This is a genomic window from Macrococcus sp. DPC7161 (genome assembly GCF_004117835.1).
GTDB lineage: Bacteria > Bacillota > Bacilli > Staphylococcales > Staphylococcaceae > SDSC01.
This window is the reverse complement of sequence record NZ_SDSC01000011.1, coordinates 15893-39270: the sequence shown is the minus strand read 5'-3', so window position 1 is coordinate 39270 and position 23378 is coordinate 15893. Positions and strand designations below refer to the sequence as shown.

The window sequence follows — 23378 nt, the reverse complement described above, 5'->3', positions numbered from 1 at the left end:
ATCTTTGCTTTTTATTTTATGAAAATTTTATGAAAGCGTTGACAAATGGAAATGATGGGTTTATGATGGATGTAAATTAACACATTGATTTATTTTTATATTTTTTTACACTAAAATGGAACCGGTTCCAAAGGAGGAAATGCAATGGATTACAAACAAGTCGCAAGTGAAATACTTACAGCAGTCGGTGGTAAAGAGAACATCAATGCTATGGCACATTGTGCAACACGTCTTCGTTTATCATTAAAGGATGAAGGTATTGTCGATGAGAAAGCATTAGATCAAATGGATGCAGTAAAAGGTACGTTCTCTACAGGTGGACAGTATCAAATTATTATTGGTGCGGGTACAGTAAATAAAGTATTTGCAGCAATGAGTGAAACAACGGGTATGGAAGCTTCAACGAAAGCGGATGTTGCAAATGCATCAACGAAGAAGATGAATCCTTTCCAACAATTCGTTAAGATGTTATCAGATATTTTCGTACCAATCATTCCAGCCATCGTAGCTGGTGGTTTATTAATGGGTATTAATAACTTATTTACAGGTAAAGGGTTATTTATTGAAGGTAAGACGTTAATCGATGCTTATCCAAACATTAAAGGTTTAGCTGATTTAATTAACATGCTTGCGAATGCACCATTTGTATTCTTGCCAATTTTAATTGGTTTTAGTGCGGTTAAACGATTTGGAGGAAACCCTTATTTAGGGGCAGCACTTGGGATGGTACTTGTACATCCAGCGTTATTGAATGCGTATGAGTATCCAAAAATGATTGCAGCAGGAAAAGACATTCCGTTTTGGGACATCTTTGGTTTACATATTGAAAGTGTAGGTTATCAAGGCCAAGTATTACCGATTTTAGTAGCAAGTTGGATTTTAGCAACAATTGAAAAGAACTTACGAAAAGTCACACCATCATGGTTAGATAATTTAACGACACCATTATTGTCATTATTTATTACAGGTTTTGTTACATTCTTATTTGTAGGTCCATTAACTCGTACAGCAGGTAACTATTTAACAGATGGATTAACTTGGTTATATGAAGCAGGTGGTCCGATTGGGGCATGTATCTTCGGATTATTCTACGCACCAATCGTTATCACAGGTATGCACCATTCATTTATTGCAGTAGAAACAACTTTAATTGCAGATATGGCGAAAACAGGTGGATCATTCATCTTCCCTATCGCTGCAATGAGTAACGTTGCACAAGGTGCAGCAACATTAGCAGTATTATTCATTACAAAAAATGAAAAGTTAAAAGGTATTTCATCAGCTGCTGGGGTTTCAGCATTATTAGGTATTACAGAACCAGCAATGTTCGGGGTTAACTTAAAATTACGTTATCCATTCATCGGTGCAATCATCGGTTCAGCAGCAGGATCATTCTTTATTGGATTAATGCAAGTCAAAGCAATTGCGTTAGGCGCAGCAGGTTTACCAGGATTTATTTCAATTGCAACTGGTAAATGGACAAGCTATTTCATCGCAATGGGTATTGCAATGGTTGTTGCATTCGTTGTTACTTTTGTATTATCTCGTACAGCAAAGTATAAAGATGCAGAGTAATTGAAGTTGTATATAATAAGTTAGCACATTAACATATGAAATTATAAAGTGAGTAAGGCAACATGTAGCCTTACTCACTTTTGTTATTAATTATTTTAAATATTATGAAAAATAATTCGATTTCCGATATAATGGATATTAATAATAACAGAAAAGGGGTATTACAATGAAACATCTAGAAAGTTTAAAAAAATATGCAGACGTCATTGTACAAACGGGATTAAATGTACAGCCAGGTGATATTGTAAATATCGTTGGTGAGGTTGAAGCAATTGAATTAATGCGTCTAGTGAATGAAAAGGCATATGAACGTGGTGCGAAGAAAGTCCTTGTAGACATTCATGATAGCAAAATTTTCGTCGATAAAATGAAATATGAAACGGCTGAAAGTTTATCAGAAGTTCCAGAATACCATAAGTTACGTAATCAATATTTAGAAGATGAAAAAGTATCAATGCTATATATTAAATCAGACTCTCCAGAATTATTAAAAGACATTGATGCGGATAAAGTGATGAAACGTCAAATCGCATTAAGTGAAGCATCTAAATCATTAGGATTATCACGCATGCGTTACAACCAAAACTGGTTAATCATTGGTTACCCGTCAGAAGATTGGGCAAAATTAGTATTCCCAGAATTAGAAACATCAGAAGCGGTTGAACAATTATTAGATGCCATCTTAAAAACAGTAAGAGTAGATCATGAGGATCCTGTTGCTTCATGGACTGAACATGCAAAGTTCTTAAAGGACCGTGCGAAATGGTTATCAGATTATAACTTTGAAAAATTAGTTTATACTGCACCTGGCACAAATTTAGAGATAGGATTAATTGACGGCTCACAATGGGCTGGTGGTGGTCATGTGAATAAAGATGGATTTGATATTCAAGTGAACATGCCTACTGAAGAAGTATTTAACTCTCCAAATTACCGAGAAGTTAATGGTACCGTTTCAAACACATTACCATTAAGTGTTAACGGCCAAATCGTGGATAATTTCTCTTTAACATTTAAAGATGGTGTCGTTGTTGAGTACAAAGCTGAAAAAGGCTATGAAACACTTAAAAATTTACTTGAAACAGATGAAGGTGCAAAACGTTTAGGTGAAGTTGCATTAGTACCTGTAGATTCACCGATTTCAAATTCAGGTATTTTATTCTACAACACATTATTTGATGAAAATGCATCTTGCCATATCGCAATTGGTAAAGCATACCCTGGTCCGGTACCTGGAGCAAGCGAAATGAACGAAGAACAAGTCGATGCAGTTGGCTTAAACCAATCGTTAATTCACGTGGACTTTATGATAGGTTCAAAAGATTTAAACATCGATGGTGTAACACGTGATGGACAAGTCATCCCTGTATTCAGAAATGGTAACTGGGCATAATTGATACAAATAAAAAATGGTTGGGACACAGTCTCAACCATTTTTACATCTTAATTATTTACCGCCGAAAAATTTGTCTTTAAGTTCTTCACCTTTAGTTTGAAGTAACTCTTGACCTTGTTGTAATAACTCATCTTTATTTTCTTCAAAGTATTTAGTACCTTCTTCAATCGCTTTGTCTTTTGCTGATTCAAACATACCGTTTAAGTCCATGATGATCGCTCCTTTAATGTTGTACTACATTTTAATTAAACTTTATTTTTTAGGAAATCACAACTTATATATACTGAATTAATAGGATAATTTTATAGAGTTCGTTATAATGATAATGAAAGTGAGGAATAAAAATGAATAAATGGCTTAAATATACGTTAATCGCTGGTGTTTCTTACGTTGGTGCTAAAGAAGGTTATAAATACTTAAAGCAATCAGCTTACATTCAAGCTCGACTAGATGATTTAAAACAAGTGAAAGAATACAATGATTTAAGAAAGGCAATTTTTGAAGTAATAGATGCCTTTAATAAGAAAGAAACAATTAAGATTGAATCATCACAATCAACTGATGAACATCAACATGACTTTAAAGAAACAGTCTATGAAAATGATGATGCAACCATTGGAGAAGCGGTGAAACGTGTGCTAGATACACCAGTTGTGTCGCAATTGTTTAATGATCCGAAAGATGTTGAAATGATGAAGGATTTAATCGATGAAACAAAAGAAGTTGAAAAATTAATTAGAGGCTGGTTTAACTAAAATAAGCTTGGACAAACGTCCAAGCTTATTTTTTGTTATTGGTAGAAGTAGGGCGTTCGTTCAAGCATGCAAACTACGGCGATAAAACGAAAATATCGCCATAGATGCACACGAATACCCATCAGAACATGTAAACTACGGCGATAAAACGAAAATATCGCCATAGATGCACAAGAATACCCATCAGAGCATGCAAACTACGGCGATAAAACGAAAATATCGCCATAGATGCACAAGAATACCCATCAGAACATGCAAACTACGGCGATAAAACGAAAATATCGCCATAGATTCACAAGAATACCCATCAGAGCACGCAAACTACGGCGATAAAACGAAAATATCGCCATAGATTCACAAGAATACCCATCAGAGCACGCAAACTACGGCGATAAAACGAAAATATCGCCATAGATTCACAAGAATACCCATCAGAACATGCAAACTACGGCGATAAAAAGAAAATATCGCCATAGATGCACACGACGACCTAAACATTCCTACTAATGAATTGTAAATGATGATAATTGATATGTTGGTGTTGTTGCTGTTTTCATTGATGACAAGTATGTTTTTCTTTACAGATATACCTATAAGGGGTATATTGATTTTGAGGTGAATAGGATGGAACAACATCAACTTACTGTAACAGGTATGACATGTGCAGCTTGTTCGAGTCGTATTGAAAAAGTGTTAAATCGTATGGATGGCGTGGATGCCAAAGTTAATTTAGCGACTGAAGTTGCCACGGTCAATTTAGATCAAATTCAAGTGGAACAAGTGATTGCACGTATTGAAAAGTTAGGGTATGGTGCACATATTCGTGTTGAAGAAGATTTATATTTACATGAGCGTCAGTTAAAAACAAAGCGCAATCGCGTAATTCTTTCTAGCATACTATCTTTACCATTATTATATACAATGTTTGGACATATGCCGTATACAAATAATGTCTATATGCCGAACATTTTAATGAACCCTTATTTTCAATGGTTCATCGCTTCGATTGTACAATTTGGCATAGGCTATCCATTTTTTATAAGCGCATATAAAGCACTTATCAATAAAAGTGCCAATATGGATGTTTTGGTTGTAATGGGAACAATGAGTGCGTATTTGTATAGTGTGTACCAAACATTAACGATGCATCATCCGCATTTATACTTTGAAACAAGTGCCGTTTTAATTACATTGATATTGCTTGGGAAATACTTTGAAGCACGTGCAAAAGGGAAATCAAGTGATGCCATTCGTAAATTGGTTCAATTACAAAGTAAAACAGCGATGGTTGAACGTGATGGTCAACCTTTGGAAGTACCAGTGAAATATATCGAAATGACAGATATTGTTCTTGTGAAGCCAGGAGAAAAATTTCCGATTGATGGGCTTATTATTGAAGGCAATACATCGGTGGATGAAAGCATGCTCACTGGTGAAAGTATTCCAGTAACTAAAAGTGCAGGACAAACAGTTTATAGTGCAACAATCAATCAAACAGGTGCAGTTAAAATACAACCTACAAAAGCCATAGATGATACGATGCTTGCACATATTATTAAAATTGTTGAACAAGCCCAAGGTAGTAAAGCAGAAATACAACGCATTGCAGATAAAGTTAGTAATGTATTTGTACCTATTGTTGTGTTGATAGCAATGATCACATTTTTATTATGGTATTTTGTGATTACAAATGGTGATTTGAATGCCGCATTTCAAAGTGCGATTGCGGTGTTGGTCATAGCTTGTCCATGTGCACTAGGTCTTGCAACACCGACATCTATTATGGCAGGGACGGGTCGTGCTGCCGAACTTGGTATTCTGTTTAAAGGTGGCGAATACTTAGAAACGTCAGGTAAACTGACAGCAATCGTATTAGATAAAACGGGGACAATTACAAAAGGGCAACCAGAAGTAACAGACATCATCGGTCTTACTGATAAAGAATATCAATATGTTCAAGCGTTAGAAGCTCATTCTGAACATCCTATTGCAAGTGCAATCAGTAAAGAAACAGGACATAAAGTCACATCAGTACAGTCGATTACTGGTCAAGGCATTCAAGGTGTGGTAGATGGTCAACTTGTTGAAGTAGGTAATTTAAAGATGTTTAATACATTAGGTACATTCGAAAAAACTTATCTTACTTTATCTCAATCAAAAACAGTCGTTATTGTGCGTATTGATGGCAAGTTGAAAGGATTAATTGCTGTCAGTGATCCGATAAAAGAAAATGCTAAAGAGGCAATACTATCCATGCATGCAATGGGGTTAGAAGTTTATTTATTAACAGGTGATCAAAAAAGTGTCGCAAATGCTGTAGCTAAAGAAGTCGGTATAAAAAATATTTACGCAGAAGTCTTACCTGAAGAAAAACTTAATGTCGTTAAGACGATTAAAGCACATCATAAAACAGGCATGGTTGGTGACGGTATTAATGATGCACCTGCATTAGCAGAAGCAGATGTTGGTATTGCGATGGGTACAGGTACAGATATTGCGATTGAAACATCGGATATTACTTTAGTAAAAGGTGATATTACAAAAGTCACTGAAGCCATCCAAATTAGTAAATTAACAGTACGTAATATTAAACAAAATTTATTTTTCGCATTTATATATAACATTATAGGTATACCAATTGCAGCGAGTGGGATGCTCGCACCATGGATAGCAGGTGCCGCAATGGCATTTAGTTCAGTGTCAGTTGTTTTAAATGCATTAAGATTACAGAGAATCAAATTAAAATAAAATATGAAAGAAAAATGAAGATGTATGGCTTATAGCATAAGCTTTACATCTTCATATGTTTCTACACCAAATGGGAATATCCCATCAGAAATATTGTTTTTTAGTTCTTGTAGAGAAACGAGTGCAAAATTAGTCAGTTGAAAAGGATAATGCATTAATTGACTGCGTTTTACAAAGTCTTCATGCTTTAATAGTTCCCATTTTCCATTATCTTTTTGAACATAATCCATCTCTAAATCGGTGTATGTAATATTTCCAGCTTCATCTTTTAAACATGGTGTTGAGATATTACAAAAGCTATTGATAGGTTTAAAGTTGTCATCAATACCGATTGAAACCGTATAGCCATGATATTTTGAGAAGAAATGTAATGTTTGGTGCGGTGTAATGTATGTTTCTTTATTTATATGATGTGTTAGTACGGTATTTTTATCGCAATAAACAAAGAAATAACGAGGCGTTTCCTCGATTAATATGCCTTCAAATTCTAAATGAGGAATTCGAGGGTATTTTTTTGAGATGATTTTGATTGGTTTTCCCATAGCTTCCTCCTAATTGCCACTTTATCGATTTTTATAATGTAAGTATAAAGCATACTTCTAAAAAATAAAACGCTTTCAACGAGAAAACAAATAAAATACACATATTTAATAAAATCTTTAAAAAATAAATAGAAATTGATATTATTGAATTAATATTCAGAAAATTTAAATAAAGGGGTGTTGGTATGTCGATTTATGACAACGAACTATTTTTTGAAAATTATATGACACGAAGGCATCGAGCGATGAGTCCAAATAACCTCATTGAATTGCCTATCATCATGGAGCTTATTGACCCTATAGAAGATGGTGTTGTTTTGGATATTGGTTGCGGGGATGGACAGTTTAAATATGATTTAGAGAAGAAGGGTTATTTGCACTATACAGGCATTGATCCATCTGAAAACATGATTGTACGTGCAAAGGAAAACTTAACTGAAGAAGATAAACTGATTCAAATAGATATGGAGTCCTTTCAATATCCATATGCAAAATATCATCTGATTACTTCAAGGCTTGTGATGCATTATTCATCAAAGCCACAAATCCTTTTTGAAAAAATTTATCAAGCACTTAAGCCACAAGGCATCTTTTTATTTTCAGTACAACATCCAGTATATACTGCGAACATAGAAAACCATCAATCTAAAGAAGTAATAGAAGTAAAACGTTATTTTGAAAACGGTAGTCGTTACGAAGATTGGATGGGGCAAGAAGTGAAAAAGTATCATCGCACGATTGAAGATTATTTCCAATATGCTATTGATGCAGGATTTAAAGTGGAGATGATTAAAGAAGGAAAACCGAAACCGATTTTATTTGATGATGATTTAGATTTAAAAAGAAGACAGCAAATCCCATTATTCTTAATATTAAAGTTAAGAAAATAAATCTTTATTCATTTGTCATCAAAAATTTACATCATTTCGATACTATGATATCGAAAGAGGTGTCATATGTATTATTGGATTATATTTTTTACAGCATTAAAACTTGGTGTAACCAGTTTTGGTGGGCCTGTTGCACACTTAGGTTATTTTAGAAATGAATATGTAGAAAAGAAAAAATGGTTATCTAGTTCAACTTATCAAGAGATTGTCGCGTTATGTCAATTTCTACCTGGACCAGCGAGTAGTCAAGTGGGCATAACCATTGGATTATTAAAGGGTGGCATTGTTGGGGCAATATTGGCCTTTTTAGGTTTTACATTACCAAGCGTGTTATTGTTGATTGTTGCTTCAATGACTTATCAAATGTTTCATTTGGACGCAGGACTTATTCAAGGTTTGAAAGTGGTTGCTGTGGTGATTGTATTGCATGCAATCATAGGCATGATAAAACAACATATTAAAGGCGTGATGACAGCACTCATTGCGATTTTTTGTTTGTTATTATTGTTATTTTTGAAAGTGGCTTGGTTACATGTTGTGTTGATTTTATTAAGTGGGGTACTAGGTGCCTTTTGCTTCAAACAAGAACAAAAAAACCAGGCGAGCATGTCATTTCAGTTATCTAAACGCTTTGGCTGGATCAGTTTAAGCTTGTTAGTATTTCTTATGCTTGTCTTACCGTTAATAGCGTATTTCACAAAGTATGAAGATGTGGTCGTATTTGATAAGTTGTTTCGCACAGGATTATTGGTATTTGGTGGAGGGCATGTTGTACTACCATTATTACAAAATGAATTTGTGCCACAATGGATCAATGAAGAGACTTTCATAACAGGTTATGGACTTGCACAAGCAGTTCCTGGTCCGCTATTTACATTTGCAAGCTTTCTTGGTGCGAGTATAAAAGGTGTATACGGTGGTGTTTTGGCGATGATCGCCATATTTTTACCTGCCTTTTTGTTGGTATTTTCGGTAATGCCATTTTGGGAAACGTTGCGCAATAAATCATATATCAGAAATGGTTTAATCGGTGTTAATGCTGCTGTAGTAGGTATTCTTATGGCGAGCTTTATGTCACCTATTTTGCAACATGGTATCATTGATATTAAAACAGGTGTACTTAGTGTTTTACTCTATTTTTTAATTTATAAAAAACAGCCCCCTTGGATTATTGTGATACTCGGTGGGACAATAGGATATTTATTATTGTAAAGATGCTCGATTTTGAGCATCTTTTTAATTTGTTATTGAATATTTAAAGCATCATTGCCATAATTTAATTATCAGAAATTTCTGTAATAAATATTGAGGGTGTGACAAGATGAAAAGACACAAATGGGCTGACTCACACGAACTAATGCGTGACTATTACGATAATGAATGGCAAATCGAATCTCATGACGATCGTTATTTATTTGAGATGCTAATTCTTGAAGGGCAACAAGCAGGACTGAGCTGGTTGACAATATTAAGGAAACGCCAAGCATATATAGATGCATTTGATCAATTTGATTATTTAAAAATAGCTGAGTACAACGAAGCAGATGTGGAGAGATTGATGCAAAATGAAGGCATCATTCGTCATCGTTTAAAAATTAATAGCATCATCAATAACGCGCAACAATTTATTAAAGTGCAACAAGCATTTGGTTCATTTGACAAATACATATGGTCATTTACAGAAGGGAAACCGGTCATTACATATTACGATGATGAGCGAGATATTCCGACGATAAACACGCTTAGCGAAAAGATTAGTAAAGATTTAAAGAAAAGAGGCTTTAAATTTGTTGGCCCTGTAATTATTTACAGTTATTTAGGTGCTATTGGTCTTGTTCAAGATTGGTTAAACTAGGGGGAAAATATGGATTTATTAAAAAAATATGCAGATATCGTAGTACAAGTTGGATTAAATATTCAAAAAGGTGAACGTTTAGAAATCAGTTCAGATATTCATGCAGCTGAGTTTGTAAGAGCAGTCGTGAAAAGTGCTTATGAAAAAGGCGCAAAATCGGTAAAAGTAGAATATGAGGATGGTGAAGTGAACAAGCTTCATTATACGCATCAAGAGGAAACAACATTAATTGAATTTCCAAAGCATTTAGAGATGGAACAAGATTATATGATTGAAGAGAAAATTGCTTATCTCAAAATTGAAAGCCAATCACCTGAATTATATAAAGATTTAGATGAGGAGAAAATGAATAAAGTAATGGCGAGTAAAGTGAAGCACTTTAAAAAGGTTTCAGATAGTTTTGGTGCATTTAATCAAACATGGTGTATTGTTGGGTATCCTTCAATTGAATGGGCTGAACTTGTTTACCCTGATTTAAAAGGAGAAGCCGCGAAAGAAAAGTTATTAAATACATTCTTTAAAATCATGCGTTTGAATGAAGCGGATTCGGTTGTAGCTTGGCAACAACACATTGAACATTTAAAAACAGTTGCCAAAAGACTTTCGGATAAGGGATTTGATTATTTACATTATACGGCTCCAGGTACGGATTTAAAGGTCGGTTTAATCCCGGGTGCAAAGTGGGTTGGCGCAGATGAAGTGAATGGAAAAGGTACAAATATTGTAGTGAATATGCCTACAGAAGAAATATTTACATCTCCTGACTATAGACGTGTAGACGGTTATGTAACCAATTCATTACCTCTAAGTGTGCGTGGTAAGATTATTGATGACTTTAAACTAACTTTTAAAGATGGTGTGGTTATTGATTATAGTGCGAAGCAAGGGATTAAAACATTAGAAGGTTTATTGAGTATGGATGATGGTATGAAGCGATTAGGTGAAATTGCCTTAGTACCCGTAAATACACCGATTTATCAAAGTGGCACACTATTTTATAATACGCTCTATGATGAAAATGCATCATGCCATTTGGCGATTGGTGATTCATTCCCACATGTGTTAGAAGGTGCACAAGATAAGTCAACTGAAGAACAGATGAATTTAGGTTTTAATGACAGCATCAGTCATATTGATTTTATGATTGGCAGTGAATCTTTAAATATTGATGGTTATTATAAAGATGGTACAAGTGAACCGGTCTTTAGAAATGGACTTTGGGCAATACAGTAATGAAAAGGAGTTTTTCGTATGGATAATACACAATTATTTACAGACAAAGCGAAAATCTATCAAAATGCACGGCCGAGTTATCCAAGATCATTGATGAAATTTTTAGAGGAAAATTTTAACTTTAAAGATGCTCAAGTTGCAGATATTGGTGCCGGGACAGGTAAATTTACCGAATTGTTATTAGATCTGGATGCTTATGTCACAGCAGTTGAACCTAATGATGCAATGGTTACTTTGTTAAAGGACAGTTTAGAAGATCCTAAACTAACAGTGGTAGAACGTCCAGCTGAAGATACTGAGTTAGAAACAGATCAATATGATATCATTACTGTCGCACAAGCGTTTCACTGGTTTGATCCTGTTAAGTTCAAAAAAGAAGCAAAGCGCATATTGAAACCAGATGGCAATGTCTTTTTAATTTGGAACAGTAGGAAAAAAGATGTGCCAGTAAACATTGCAACGCAGCAAGTATTTGAGCGTTATTGCCCATTGTTTGAAGGTTTTAGTGGTGGTAAAAATAGTGAAGAAGTTGTTATAGATGCCTTTTTTGATGGGCAATTCGAGCGACAAACATTTGATTATCCATTTGATTATTGTAAAGAAGGATTTGTTAACCGATGTTTATCAGCGTCTTATGCATTAAGTAATACTGATCCACTTTACCCGAAGTTTGTAAAAGAATTAGAAGTGGTCTTTGATAAATACAGTAAAGACAATCAATTGATTGTACCGAATGAAACGTATGTATACTATGGACGATTAAAATGATAAATCATCTAAAAAATATCAAAATTCAGAAAACTTGTTGACATTGTCATTATGATGATTTAATATCATAAATAACAAAAAATTAAATAATTCTTATCAAGAGTGACCGAGGGAATAGGCCCTATGACGTCCAGCAACCTGTCCAAAAGGAAAAGGTGCCAATTCCTACAATGCATATGCATTGAAAGATAAGTAGAGATACTAAATGGCGAACGTTTTTCCTTCTTGTGAGGGGAGAACGTTTTTTTTGTTGAAATTTTTTAAGGGGTGAAAAAATGGGGAGATTTGAACAATATTTTTTAATGGATGTTGAAGATGTAAAGCAATATGTGATTACTAAGACGCAATTTTTTGACCATGAAGATTTAACGGTATCAGAAATTGGTGATGGCAATCTGAACTATGTTTTCCGTATTGAAGATCACACAGGGAAGTCTATTATTTTGAAGCACTCAGGGACGGTTGCACGTATTTCAGATGAATTTCAATTATCGGCTGATCGTGTGATTCGTGAAGGTAAATTGTTACAAATTCATGGTACATATGTGCCTCAATTAGTGCCTGAAGTGTATTTGATTGATGAAGTGATGAAATGTGTGATTATGGAAGATTTAAAGGATTATCAAGTGCTGAGAACAGCATTACAAGAAGGGGTCATTGTGAATGATTTAGGTAAGCATTTAGGGACTTATCTAGCTGAAACATTAATCAGAACATCTGACTTTGTATTAAAGCCAAAAGATAAAAAAGCACTACAAAAAGAAATGATTAATCCAGAGTTATGCGAGATATCAGAGGATTTGGTTTATACCGAACCATTTTATGACCATTTCAACCGTAATGAAATTAGTGAGCGTTTATTACCGTATGTTGAGCGCATTATATACTCAGATGAAACACTTAAAGATGCAGTAGCAAAAGCAAAGCTAAAGTTTTTAAATCAAGCGCAAAGTTTAATCCACGGCGATTTACATTCTGGCTCTGTATTTGTGAATCGTGATGCATTGAAAGTCATCGATCCGGAGTTTGGCTTTTTTGGACCAGCGGGTTATGACGTTGGCAATGTACTTGCACACTTATTCTTTGCTTATGCGCATGCAAAAGTACACGGAAACATCACTCAAGCTGAACACATTCAATCGCAAATTGATGCAGTGATAGAAACATTTAAGCAACAAGCATTTACAATCTTAGAAAATCACACACATGACGTCGCACTACATCATCGTAGTCTATTTAGTAGTTATATTAGAGAAATTTTGCAAGATAGCTATGTCATTTGTGGGTTAGAACTTATCCGTAGAATTGTTGGGTTAGCAAAAGTGAGTGATATTACATCGCTTGATGAAGTATCGAGGCTGCAAGTTGAAGTCAAGTTGTTATTGTTTGCGAAGCAGTTAATCAAACATCCAGAAGATGCGTTTGTATACCCATCCATCATCAGTATTTATGAACAGTTGGAGGGGCGTGCAGCATGAAGTTAAACCCTATCAAATACGAAAATGGCGTATTGATTGTATTAGATCAAACGAAATTGCCGCATACAACTTCATTTAATGCTTATCGAGACTATGAAAGTATTGCACAAGCCATAGAGAAAATGGAAGTACGTGGTGCACCTTTAATTGGTATCACTGCTGCATACGGTGTATTAATCGGTGCGATTTACTTTGACGGTTCAAAAGATCAATTTAAACCGTATATGTTAAAAGTCATTAAACGTCTTGAAAATACAAGGCCGACTGCAGTGAATTTACATTGGGCACTACAACGCATGAAAGTACGCATATCATCTGATCCGGTAAGTACCGTTTTACGATTGGAAGAAGAAGCGGAAAATATTTATCAAGAAGATTGTGCAATTAATAAAGCGATAGGCAATCATTTATTACCATTGATTCAACCGAATGGCGCTTATTTAACACATTGTAATCCCGGTGCACTTGCGACGAGCGAATATGGAACAGCGACTGCACCATTTTATTTGGCACATGAACAAGGGATACCGTTTAAGGTGTATTCAGATGAAACTAGACCAAGATTGCAAGGTGCACTAACTGCTTATGAGTTATCAAAAGCTGGCATCGATGTAACAACGGTCATTGACTCAACCGCTGCAACATTATTATCGCAAGGCGTGATTCGTGCAGTATTTGTAGGTTGCGATCGAGTTGCAAGAAATGGTGATGTTGTAAATAAAATCGGCACCTTACCCCTAGCAATTGTCGCCAATTATTACAACGTCCCTGTGTATGTTGCAGCACCAACACCGACGTTTGATTTAAGCGTGCGTTGTGGAGATGAAGTACCGATTGAAACGAGAAATAAAAGTGAAGTTACGCAAATTCAAGATATACCAATTGCCGTATCAGAAATTGATGTCTTTAATCCGGCGTTTGATATTACACCAAATCATTTAATTAAAGGACTAGCAACAGAATACGGCATTATTGAAGCGAATGAACAATCCATTACCCAATTATTCAAAGAAAAGAGGCTATTGTAGATGAAAAAATCAATCACATTTTTATTAAGCGCAAGTTTACTACTCACTGCTTGTGGCAATCAACAAGCATCAAGTGCACCAAAAGAAGTGAAAGGTAAAAGAATTGCTGTTATACGAAATTTAGGTACGGATGATCACACGAAACAATTTATTGATGGCGCTAAAAAAGAAGGTTCAAAATTAGGGTTAAAAGTAGACACATTCTTATCTAACGGGAATGATGCAAAGTTTAAACAATTAGTAGATCAAGCCGTGTTAAAGAAATATGATGGTATCATTTTGTCACACGGAAAAGAAGATTATAGCTATGAACTCGTTAAAAAAGTATCAGATGCAGGCATCAAAGTTGTAACATTCGATACGAAGTCGGATAAAGCAGGAAAAGTGATTAAAAATGTTGTCGCAACAAGCCAAGACGACCATGAACTTGCAAAATTATCTTTGGATGAATTGGTTAAAGGCAAAAAACAACCTGTTAAAGTATTGAAACTATGGGTCGGACCAGGATTTTTACCTTTAGATCGTAGAGAGGAAATATTTAAGCAATATGTATCTGATGGAAAAATTAAAGTCATCGACACGATTGGACCTACAAATTTTGATGATGTATCAGGAGATGTAAAAAAGAAAACATTAGCCACATTATCGAAATATGATGAAAAAGAGATTGATGCAGTATGGGGATCTTGGGATGAGATGACAAAAGGTGCGTATTTAGCATTTAAAGAAAAGAAGCGTACAACACCGATTTATTCGATTGATATTTCTAATCAAGATATCAACTTTATCAAATCTAAAAACAGTAACTGGAAATCAACAGCAAGTGTGAATCCTAAAATTATTGGTATTACAGATGTCCGTTTGCTAGCCAAACAATTGAATAATGAAAAAGTCCCATCAACGTATTTATTTAAACCTGTTCAAATTAAACAAGATCAATTAAAAGCAGATTCAACAATGGAGAACTTGTCTTCTACAGTGAAGTCGTTTGGTGACAAAGGCTTATTTCAATCGGATTGGATGAAATAATGTTTGAAGTAAAAGATGTATCACTCTCTTTTAATGAAGTTTCGATTTTAGAGCATATCAATATTCAATTTGAACAAGGAAAAATACATGCCATTATTGGTGGAAATGGTGCTGGCAAGTCTTCTTTAATGAAAGTGCTAGATGGGCAGTATGATTATCAAACAGGAAAACTGTATAAAGATGGTGTTGAAGTAAAGGATTTTCATCAAGATATCGCCTTTGTTACTCAAGAAGTAGATGAAGCACTCTTTCAAGATTTAACCGTTTACGATAACTTGACGCGTTATGACATGACAAAAGGGTTCTTCTATAGAAAAAAACGAAAAAAAGAAATTCAAGCCTTACTAAAACATTGGCAAGTTGAAGTGGATGTCGATGCACTTGTATCTACATTATCGTTATCCAAAAAACAGTTATTATTAATTATTTTAGCGATACTACAAAACAAACAATTGCTCATTCTAGACGAACCAACAGCATCATTAAGTCATTATGAAGTATCAAGATTTTTTAAAGAATTGAAGCAATTAAAACAACATATTAGTATTGTATTTATTTCGCATCGCATACAAGAACTGTTGCAAATTTCTGATGAAATTACAGTGTTATCAAAGGGAAGTATCGTATCAAGTAAAACAACATCTCAGTGGGATTTTGAACAACTTTCTGAATTAATCACTGAAGGTATTGCACATATTCATGAAAATGCATCCTTTAAAACAAATGAAAAAGCAATAGACATTTACGTGAATCAAAATCATTTAAAAGATATTCGTATTACAGCGAATAAAGGTGAAATTGTCGGAATTGCTGGTTTAGTCGGATCTGGGAAAACAACGATTGCAGATTATATATTCAATCACTTTAAAGGCACACCCGCATATGTCCCTGAAGAACGTCACAAACACGGTTTAGTACTTGATCATGATATCAATGACAATGTGCAATGGATTAATCCATCTTTATTTACGAATAAACAAAAAGAAGTAAAAAATACAAAACATTTAAGTACACAAGTTGCTTTAAAATATCGTGATGTGCATCAACAAGTACGAACTTTATCGGGTGGCAATCAACAAAAGGTCGTCATCTTAAGAGGTTTAAATAAAAATGCAAATCTCTTTATTTTTGATGAACCTACCATCGGGATAGATATAGGTGCTAAAAGAGATGTATTTAAATTGATACATGGACTAGCAAAATCGGGAAAAACAGTATTGTATTTATCGAGCGACTTTACAGAAATTAAGCAAATTACAGATAAAGTGTATGTACTTAATAAAGGACAAGTCGTTAATGTGCATGAAACAAACTTAGTATCAGAATCAACATTATTATATGAAGCATCGGGAGGTCTAAGTGATGCGATTTAAACAGTATGGATTATTAGGTGTCATTGTTTTGTTAATCGTTATTTTCTCACTCAGTGCACCGAATTTTTTATCAACCAACAATTTCTTATCCATGATTAGTGGCATGGCGATTGTTACGATTGTTGCAATTGGGATTACGTATAGTTTGACGGTCGATGGCTTTGATTTATCAGTAGGCTCTACGGTGACATTAAGTAATACCGTTATTATTTCATTGTTGGTTTGGTATCAATTGAGTTTTGGATTATCAATCGTGATTGGAATCCTTGCTGCAATTGGTGTTGCGGTACTTAATTTGATTTTAATTTTATATTTTAAAGTACCGGATTTGTATGCAACGTTAGCAACGATGTTTATTGTAGAAGGGATCTCACTGACTTATTCGGAAGGTGGATCAATCAGTGAAGGCATGAGTAGAGCAGACGGCACTCAAACGATAGGGAAGATTCCTGATTTATTTAAAGCGATTGGTGATCCATTATCATCAGTATTATTGATGTTATTTGTTGTAATAGTCAGTTATGTGATTTTGAATCATACGAATCCTGGTCGCGTGATGTACATGATTGGCTCTAATAAAAAAGCAGCAAAATACAGTGGGATAAAAGTGAATCGATATATAGCATTCAGTTACATCATGTCGAGTGTTTTAGCGGCGATTGGCGGTGTTTTATTGGCAAGTCAAGTCGCATCGGCTCAAGTCAATTCAGGAGCTGGATACTTAATGACTGCAGTTGCGGCCAGTTTTATTGGTGCAACAACTTCTAAAGCTGGAAAACCAAATGTGATGGGCACATTTTTAGGCGCACTACTGATTGCAATATTAGAAAATGGTCTGGTGATGTTAAGCGTACCTTATTATGGATTGAATATTGTTAAAGGCAGTGTGTTAGCCATCGCATTAATATTAAATTATGCACATTTTAAAAGGGGGTTATAATGTGTCTGAAATCATCGCAACATATCACATAAAAAAGCAAGGCGACAGTCAAACATTGGCTAATAAAATTGCGATAGGACTCACAGTGGGGAGTTGGACTGATTTAACATTAGAAGATCAAGCACATCTCAAAAAGTATAAAGGAAGTGTCGTGGAAGCAGTAGAAATTGGTGAAAATGAGCATCGCATAAAAATCGCATATCCAGAACATAATGTCACGAAGGATTTTTCATCAATATTAACAACGGTTTTTGGCAAGCTGTCGCTTGACGGTAAAGTTAAATTATTAGATTTAGAACTGCACCAAGACTATGTTAAACATTTTAAAGGACCTGCATTTGGTATTGGAGGTATAAGAGATGTATTAAAAGTATATGAACGACCATTAGTGATGAGTATATTTAAAGGAATTATTGGTCGAGATGTTGCGTTCTTTAAGTCCCAACTTTATGAACAAGCTTTAAGTGTAGACATCATTAAAGATGATGAAATTTTATATGACGTACCTGAATTACCTTTTGAAACACGCATTCAAGAAGGAAAGAAAATACTCGAACAAGTGAAAGAAGAAACAGGCAGAAATGTATTGTACGCAGTGAATTTATCAGGGCCAGTATTTTCGTTAAAAGAAAAAGCAATCACTGCTCAAAAATTAGGAGCAAACGCACTTTTATTCAATGTACATGCATATGGTCTAGATGCACTCAAAGGACTAAGAGAACTTGATTTGGGCATACCAATATTAGCACACCCTGCACTCAGTGGTGCACTTTGTGGTAGTGATGATTATGGTCTCGATTATGGTTTGTTACTTTCGAAATTGACAAGGTTAGCTGGTGCAGATTTAATATTATTTCCTGCACCTTATGGTTCTGTACCGTTATCAACTGAAGATGCAAATCGAATCGTGCAATATGCATTAGAAGAACAGCCATATAAAAAAAGCTTACCAGTACCGTCAGCAGGGATTCACCCAGGATTAGTAGCTCAACTCATCGATGATTTTGGCAAGGATATCGTCATTAATGCAGGTGGTGGTGTGCACGGACATCCCCGAGGAACAGTCGCTGGGGGACGCGCATTTTTAGAAGCAATAGAAGTTTACTATGGGCGTAGTGGTGGTCAAGCCTATGAGGAAGCGGTGAAATTATGGGGTACATCATAGCATGTGATTTTGATGGCACAGTGACAAGTCGTGATACTATCGTATCCATCATTAAACAGTTTGCTCCTACAGAAGGAATGCCCATTGTAGAGCGTATTTTAAATAAGGAACTTTCAATAAAAGCAGGCGTGACTCAACTGTTTGCTTTATTAGATTCAAGTTTACAACCTGCAATCATCCAATATGTGAAAGCATCCATTGAACTGAGACCTGGCTTTCAAACGTTATTAGATGAAGCCAAAAGGTTAAGTATTCCATTTTATATTATTAGTGGCGGTATGCATTTCTTTATCGATCCAGTGTTAGCACAATTTAAAGGCATTGATGGTGTTTATGCTAATGAAATTGATGTTTCACATGAAAAAATGAAAGTCATATGGACGCATCCATGTGATGAAATATGTAAACAACAAGCTTGTGGTACATGCAAACCCTCTATTGTAAGAACGTTAGGCAACCATCAAGTGGTTGCAATTGGTGATAGCATTACAGATATCGCTTTAGCAAATGAGAGTGATATTTTATTTTCAACAGATAAATTAACGAATTACGCAAAAGAACAACAAATTGAGCATTATCACTTTGAAACATTTTATGATATTGCGAAACAACTTGAAAGTGTGGTGATACATTGAGCGCATTAGAAGAAATTACAATTGTGAAAGAGCGTTTAGCAGCAAAAGGCTTGTTCCCAGGGACAAGTGGGAACTTAGGAATTAGAAATGGAGAGACATTGTTCGTTACCACTAGCGGTGTTGATAAATACATCACTAATGGAAATAGCTTTGTAGCTGTAGATGTATTAGGCCAGCCACTGAAAACATCTTCACTAAAACCATCATTAGAAACGTGTTTACATGTGAAAGTATTCAATCAAACAGCAGCAAATGTATCCATTCATATCCATACGGTGAATAATAATCTGATTTCTGAGTTGTATGGCGATGAGGGAAAAGTTGTCTTTCAAAATCAAGAGCTCATTAAAGCGTTTGGTTTATGGCAAGAAGATGATCAACTCGTTGTACCTATTATTGAAAATCCAAGTGACGTTCAGCATTTAGCAGAACTATTTGCAGAACATGTACATCAAGATTATGGTGTAGTACTCATTCGTAATCACGGAGTGAACGTGTGGGGAAAAACGAAAGAAGAGGCATTAAAGTTATTTGAAGCATTTGAATTTTTATGTGAATACACATTAAAAATAAAGCAATTAAAAAAATAATAAAGGGGAAGATATTATGGCATATTTAGTTTGGCAACATACAAAAGAAAAAATTGAAAGTGAAAAAGAAATCAGAGCAATTTTAGATGAGAATGAAGTCATTTATGAACATTGGGATACATCGAAATTACCAAATCATTTAGTAGAAAATTATGCTTTAACTGATGAAAACAAAGAAGAAATTTTAAAAACATTCGAACAAGAAATCCAAGCAATTAGTGAGCGTAGAGGATATAAAGCAAGCGATGTGATCAGTTTGTCAGAAACAACACCGAATATTGAGACATTGCTCGAGAATTTCCAAAGAGAACACCATCATACAGATGATGAAGTAAGATTTATCGTAAGTGGTAATGGTGTATTTGTCATTCAAAGTAAAGAAGGCGAATATTTCGAAGTACACTTAAGCCCAGGAGATCTAATCTCAGTACCACCAAACGTTCGCCATTACTTTACACTATCATCTAACCGTAAAGTCGTAGCAGTACGTATCTTTGTAGACGAAGCAGGTTGGGTTCCTGTTTATGAAGCAGTATAAATAGTCCTTATGATAGACACGACTGGCTAGTATACATGAAATACTAGCTACTCAGGCATAAAATAGGGATAAAATAGATGTGGGTGGCTAGTATTCATAAAATACTAGCCACCCACATTTTAATTGATTCAACTTATCGCTTAATACTCAGCGCAATTAAAATACAAACAAATGATAATCCAGCGGCAAGATAAGTTGTGGTTGTTGCATGGAATCCTTGTGCAATCATAAAGCCACCAAGCATGGCACCGAAACCGATGCCGGCATTTAACGCAGACATGTTCCATGCCATGATGCCACTTGTGTCTCCTTTAACTTGTTTAATAATCCCCATTTGTACTGCTGGGTTTGTACTCCATTCAGATAAATTCCAAATTAGAATGACCATAAGCAATACTAAAAATGCTGGTAATACAAAGTTAAATATAAGTAGCACAATTGTAAATGTTGTGATTGCAATAAGCAACCAACGTTTACTACCTAATTTATCTGTCATTGAACCACCAAAACTTGTGCCAGTCATACTACCGATTCCCGCTACGAATAACGCAACAGATACTTGTTCTAATGTATATCCATGCTCCATCATGATTGGACTGATGTAAGTAAATACAGCAGCATTCGCTGATAATAATAGGAATGTAATACTGATATACTTAATAGCTTCTTTAGGATATAACAACTCGCTTGTTTTATCTTCTTCAGTGCTTGTTTGAATATTTTTAGGGAGTTGTAACATTAATAACAATGTTGCAAAGACACTTACCGCAACGATTAACCAAAATGTTGCACGCCAACCAAATAATTCTCCTAGCCATGTACCAATTGGTACACCGAATACATTCGCACCACTAAAACCGATGTAAACTAAGCCGAGCATTTTTCCTCTTACCTCAGGCTGACTTAGCACAACAGTAAGTGCTAATATCTTAACCACGATTAATGATGCGGCTGCAGAAGCGATGATTCTTCCTAACACGATGATAAAGAAAGTTGTTCCAGCTGCATTTAATGCGTTCCCAATGATAAAAATAACCATCGTAATGAGTAACACATTTTTAGCATTGTATTTTTCAGTTAGTTTTACAAGAAGTGGTCCACAAACTGCAAATGTAAATGCATAAAGTGTTACAAGTTGTCCTGCTAATGCATTAGAGATGTGTAAGTCTTTAGCAATTAACGTTAATATACCCGCTACAACCAATTCCACCATGCCAACGACAAAGATACTTAAAATAAATGTAAATAGTCTAAAGTAAGACATTTTGACCTCCTTAAAAAATAGTGCTTTATGATTATAGCAATTTTTATCATATTGTACATGAAAAAATAAAATATTATAAGAAATAAGATAAAGTGAAACATTCAGAAAAAAACAGTAAAATAAAAGTAGGGATAAACATGACAGCATTATTATCAATTATTGCAGACATTTTTGCAGCAATTGCAAGCAAGAAGCTTTATGAAAATCACGAAGAAAAATAGGGAGTGAGTAATCTTTGGTAAATAAAGAAACAATAGAAGCGGCTTTTGATTTATTTGATCAAGGTGAAATAGGGGAATCTATTAAAGCTTTTAAATCGATAGAAACAGAAATAAAACAAGGCGATCCATTGTATGATCAGTTTTTATTAAGTTATGGCTATGCTTTAAGTGCCAATGATCAAATGGACGAGGCGCGAAGTGTTTATCAAACATTATTATCAAATGCAAAAAATCCTAGCGATAAGCATGTGGCATACCATCAATTAGGTATGCTTGAGCGTTTAGATAGTGAGTATGACAAAGCGCTTGAGTATTTTGAAGCTGAACGTAAAATCATTGATGAACATTTTAAAGATGAACCAATGCTTCAAGCTGTGAACTTATATGAAGTTGGCTACAATCACATGTTACTTGGTAAATATGAAGAAGCAACATCTTTATTGGAACAGTCTTTAACTTATGCCAAACAGTCAAGAGACGATATGACGATTGGTTGCAGCTATCGTGCATTAGGTGAATTAAGTGCCGTTCATGAAGAGATGGAGAAAGCGAAGGCGTATTTTAACGAGGCAAAATCACATTTTAAATCTGTAGAAGAGTATCGAGGTATTGAAGAGATTGAAATGTTAGAATCCGTTATTTTTGAATAAACATTCAATTGATTAATTGTGAAAAATTGTGCATAATGAAAGTAAGAAAGCGATTGCATCGCCATAGAAGGGGCTGATCTTATGATTAGAGAAGTAAGCAAAGAAGGTTTATCAGAAGTTATCGATCGTATCGCGTATATTCATTTATCAAGTTTTAATGACCGCAGATCTATGAAACAAATGCGCGAAAGCATTATGCAATATTCAGAAGTACCTGGATTTAGATGTTTCGTTGCAGAAACAAATGGGGCTGTACATGGGTACTTATATGGTTATCAAACAGAACGTAGTCAATTTTATCGTCAATTGATTGATCACTGTATCGATGAAAAACAAAGTGAACAATTAGACGGTGCATTTGAAATTTTATCTTTAGCAGTAGACAAAGAAAGTCGTCAATCTGGTATCGGTACACAATTAATTAATGCATTACCTAAAGGTAAATATTATTTAACAAGTGATGTACATAATGTCGCTGCAAATGCTTATTACTATAAAACAGATTGGACATTAATGAAAGCAAATCTTCATTTACATCCAAATATTCCAGATAAGCATTTATATTTTAAAGAAATTAAATAAAAATAAAGGCTGAGACAAACGTGTCTCAGCCTTTTTAAATTCACTAGAATAGCTGTTGATACAGTTGTGCAAAGTAAAGCGATAAATTGCAAATATCGCCATAGATACATCATAGACTGCACA

General features: G+C 34.8%; 23 protein-coding genes and 1 riboswitch. Of the genes, 20 read left to right on the top strand and 3 right to left on the bottom strand.

Annotated elements, in window-relative coordinates:
- Positions 1-144: 144 nt before the first annotated feature.
- Both ER639_RS11340 and ER639_RS11335 read left to right on the top strand, forming a co-directional pair.
- A complete protein-coding gene (locus tag ER639_RS11340) occupies positions 145-1575 on the top strand; it encodes a sucrose-specific PTS transporter subunit IIBC (protein WP_129065869.1) in 1431 nt (476 codons plus the stop codon).
- Between the two features lie 166 nt (positions 1576-1741).
- Positions 1742-2968, top strand: a complete 1227-nt coding sequence (locus ER639_RS11335; RefSeq protein WP_129065868.1) for an aminopeptidase — start codon at positions 1742-1744, stop codon at positions 2966-2968.
- A 54-nt stretch (positions 2969-3022) separates the two neighbouring features.
- On the opposite strand, the gene ER639_RS12340 is transcribed toward ER639_RS11335, so the two are convergent.
- Positions 3023-3181, bottom strand: a complete 159-nt coding sequence (locus ER639_RS12340; RefSeq protein WP_164993440.1) for a hypothetical protein — start codon at positions 3179-3181, stop codon at positions 3023-3025.
- Between the two features lie 134 nt (positions 3182-3315).
- On the opposite strand from ER639_RS12340, the gene ER639_RS11330 reads away from it, so the two are divergent.
- A complete protein-coding gene (locus tag ER639_RS11330) occupies positions 3316-3726 on the top strand; it encodes a hypothetical protein (RefSeq protein ID WP_129065867.1) in 411 nt (136 codons plus the stop codon).
- A gap of 624 nt (positions 3727-4350) precedes the next feature.
- Complete coding sequence (locus tag ER639_RS11325; RefSeq protein WP_129065866.1) at positions 4351-6474, top strand: heavy metal translocating P-type ATPase; 2124 nt, start codon at positions 4351-4353, stop codon at positions 6472-6474.
- Positions 6475-6503: 29 nt separating this feature from the next.
- Here ER639_RS11325 and ER639_RS11320 read toward each other — a convergent pair whose 3' ends face one another.
- Complete coding sequence (locus ER639_RS11320) at positions 6504-7016, bottom strand: DUF402 domain-containing protein (RefSeq protein ID WP_129065865.1); 513 nt, start codon at positions 7014-7016, stop codon at positions 6504-6506.
- A gap of 245 nt (positions 7017-7261) precedes the next feature.
- Between ER639_RS11320 and ER639_RS11315 the strand changes: the two genes are divergently transcribed.
- The 14 genes from ER639_RS11315 (at position 7262) to ER639_RS11250 (ending at position 20538) form a co-directional block, all read left to right on the top strand.
- Positions 7262-7906 carry a class I SAM-dependent DNA methyltransferase gene (locus tag ER639_RS11315; RefSeq protein WP_164993439.1) on the top strand — a complete coding sequence of 215 codons (645 nt, stop codon included), beginning with the start codon at positions 7262-7264 and terminating at the stop codon, positions 7904-7906.
- A gap of 66 nt (positions 7907-7972) precedes the next feature.
- Positions 7973-9118 (top strand): chromate efflux transporter, encoded by a 1146-nt coding sequence (gene chrA, locus ER639_RS11310; RefSeq protein ID WP_129065863.1) that lies wholly within the window; start codon positions 7973-7975, stop codon positions 9116-9118.
- Positions 9119-9227: 109 nt separating this feature from the next.
- On the top strand, positions 9228-9761 hold the full coding sequence (locus ER639_RS11305; protein ID WP_129065862.1) for a DNA-3-methyladenine glycosylase I: 534 nt from the start codon (positions 9228-9230) through the stop codon (positions 9759-9761).
- Between the two features lie 9 nt (positions 9762-9770).
- Positions 9771-10994: an aminopeptidase gene (locus tag ER639_RS11300; RefSeq protein ID WP_129065861.1), complete on the top strand. Its 1224-nt coding sequence runs from the start codon at positions 9771-9773 to the stop codon at positions 10992-10994.
- 18 nt (positions 10995-11012) lie between these two features.
- Positions 11013-11762 carry a class I SAM-dependent methyltransferase gene (locus tag ER639_RS11295; RefSeq protein WP_129065860.1) on the top strand — a complete coding sequence of 250 codons (750 nt, stop codon included), beginning with the start codon at positions 11013-11015 and terminating at the stop codon, positions 11760-11762.
- Positions 11763-11852: 90 nt separating this feature from the next.
- Positions 11853-11957: riboswitch (SAM riboswitch) on the top strand.
- Positions 11958-12037: 80 nt separating this feature from the next.
- Positions 12038-13240 carry an S-methyl-5-thioribose kinase gene (mtnK, locus tag ER639_RS11290; RefSeq protein WP_129065859.1) on the top strand — a complete coding sequence of 401 codons (1203 nt, stop codon included), beginning with the start codon at positions 12038-12040 and terminating at the stop codon, positions 13238-13240.
- Positions 13237-14268 carry an S-methyl-5-thioribose-1-phosphate isomerase gene (gene mtnA, locus ER639_RS11285; RefSeq protein WP_129065858.1) on the top strand — a complete coding sequence of 344 codons (1032 nt, stop codon included), beginning with the start codon at positions 13237-13239 and terminating at the stop codon, positions 14266-14268. The genes mtnK and mtnA overlap by 4 nt, the downstream gene beginning before the upstream one ends.
- Positions 14269-15297 carry a sugar ABC transporter substrate-binding protein gene (locus ER639_RS11280; RefSeq protein ID WP_129065857.1) on the top strand — a complete coding sequence of 343 codons (1029 nt, stop codon included), beginning with the start codon at positions 14269-14271 and terminating at the stop codon, positions 15295-15297. It abuts the gene before it with no gap.
- Positions 15297-16670 (top strand): ATP-binding cassette domain-containing protein, encoded by a 1374-nt coding sequence (locus tag ER639_RS11275; protein WP_129065856.1) that lies wholly within the window; start codon positions 15297-15299, stop codon positions 16668-16670. The genes ER639_RS11280 and ER639_RS11275 overlap by 1 nt, the downstream gene beginning before the upstream one ends.
- Entirely contained in the window at positions 16660-17610 is a 951-nt protein-coding gene (locus ER639_RS11270) for an ABC transporter permease (RefSeq protein ID WP_129065890.1), read from the top strand. Before ER639_RS11275 ends, ER639_RS11270 begins: the two co-directional genes overlap by 11 nt.
- Before the next feature lies 1 nt (position 17611).
- A complete protein-coding gene (locus ER639_RS11265; RefSeq protein WP_164993438.1) occupies positions 17612-18775 on the top strand; it encodes a 2,3-diketo-5-methylthiopentyl-1-phosphate enolase in 1164 nt (387 codons plus the stop codon).
- Entirely contained in the window at positions 18760-19410 is a 651-nt protein-coding gene (locus ER639_RS11260) for an MtnX-like HAD-IB family phosphatase (RefSeq protein WP_129065854.1), read from the top strand. Before ER639_RS11265 ends, ER639_RS11260 begins: the two co-directional genes overlap by 16 nt.
- Complete coding sequence (mtnB, locus tag ER639_RS11255) at positions 19407-20000, top strand: methylthioribulose 1-phosphate dehydratase (protein WP_129065853.1); 594 nt, start codon at positions 19407-19409, stop codon at positions 19998-20000. The genes ER639_RS11260 and mtnB overlap by 4 nt, the downstream gene beginning before the upstream one ends.
- 16 nt (positions 20001-20016) lie before the next feature.
- Complete coding sequence (locus tag ER639_RS11250; protein ID WP_129065852.1) at positions 20017-20538, top strand: cupin domain-containing protein; 522 nt, start codon at positions 20017-20019, stop codon at positions 20536-20538.
- Between the two features lie 133 nt (positions 20539-20671).
- Here the strand turns inward: ER639_RS11250 and ER639_RS11245 are convergent, their stop codons facing one another.
- Positions 20672-21802: an MFS transporter gene (locus ER639_RS11245; protein ID WP_129065851.1), complete on the bottom strand. Its 1131-nt coding sequence runs from the start codon at positions 21800-21802 to the stop codon at positions 20672-20674.
- A 235-nt stretch (positions 21803-22037) separates the two neighbouring features.
- On the opposite strand from ER639_RS11245, the gene ER639_RS11240 reads away from it, so the two are divergent.
- Both ER639_RS11240 and ER639_RS11235 read left to right on the top strand, forming a co-directional pair.
- A complete protein-coding gene (locus ER639_RS11240) occupies positions 22038-22673 on the top strand; it encodes a tetratricopeptide repeat protein (RefSeq protein WP_129065850.1) in 636 nt (211 codons plus the stop codon).
- An 81-nt stretch (positions 22674-22754) separates the two neighbouring features.
- On the top strand, positions 22755-23255 hold the full coding sequence (locus ER639_RS11235; protein WP_129065849.1) for a GNAT family N-acetyltransferase: 501 nt from the start codon (positions 22755-22757) through the stop codon (positions 23253-23255).
- Positions 23256-23378: the final 123 nt, after the last annotated feature.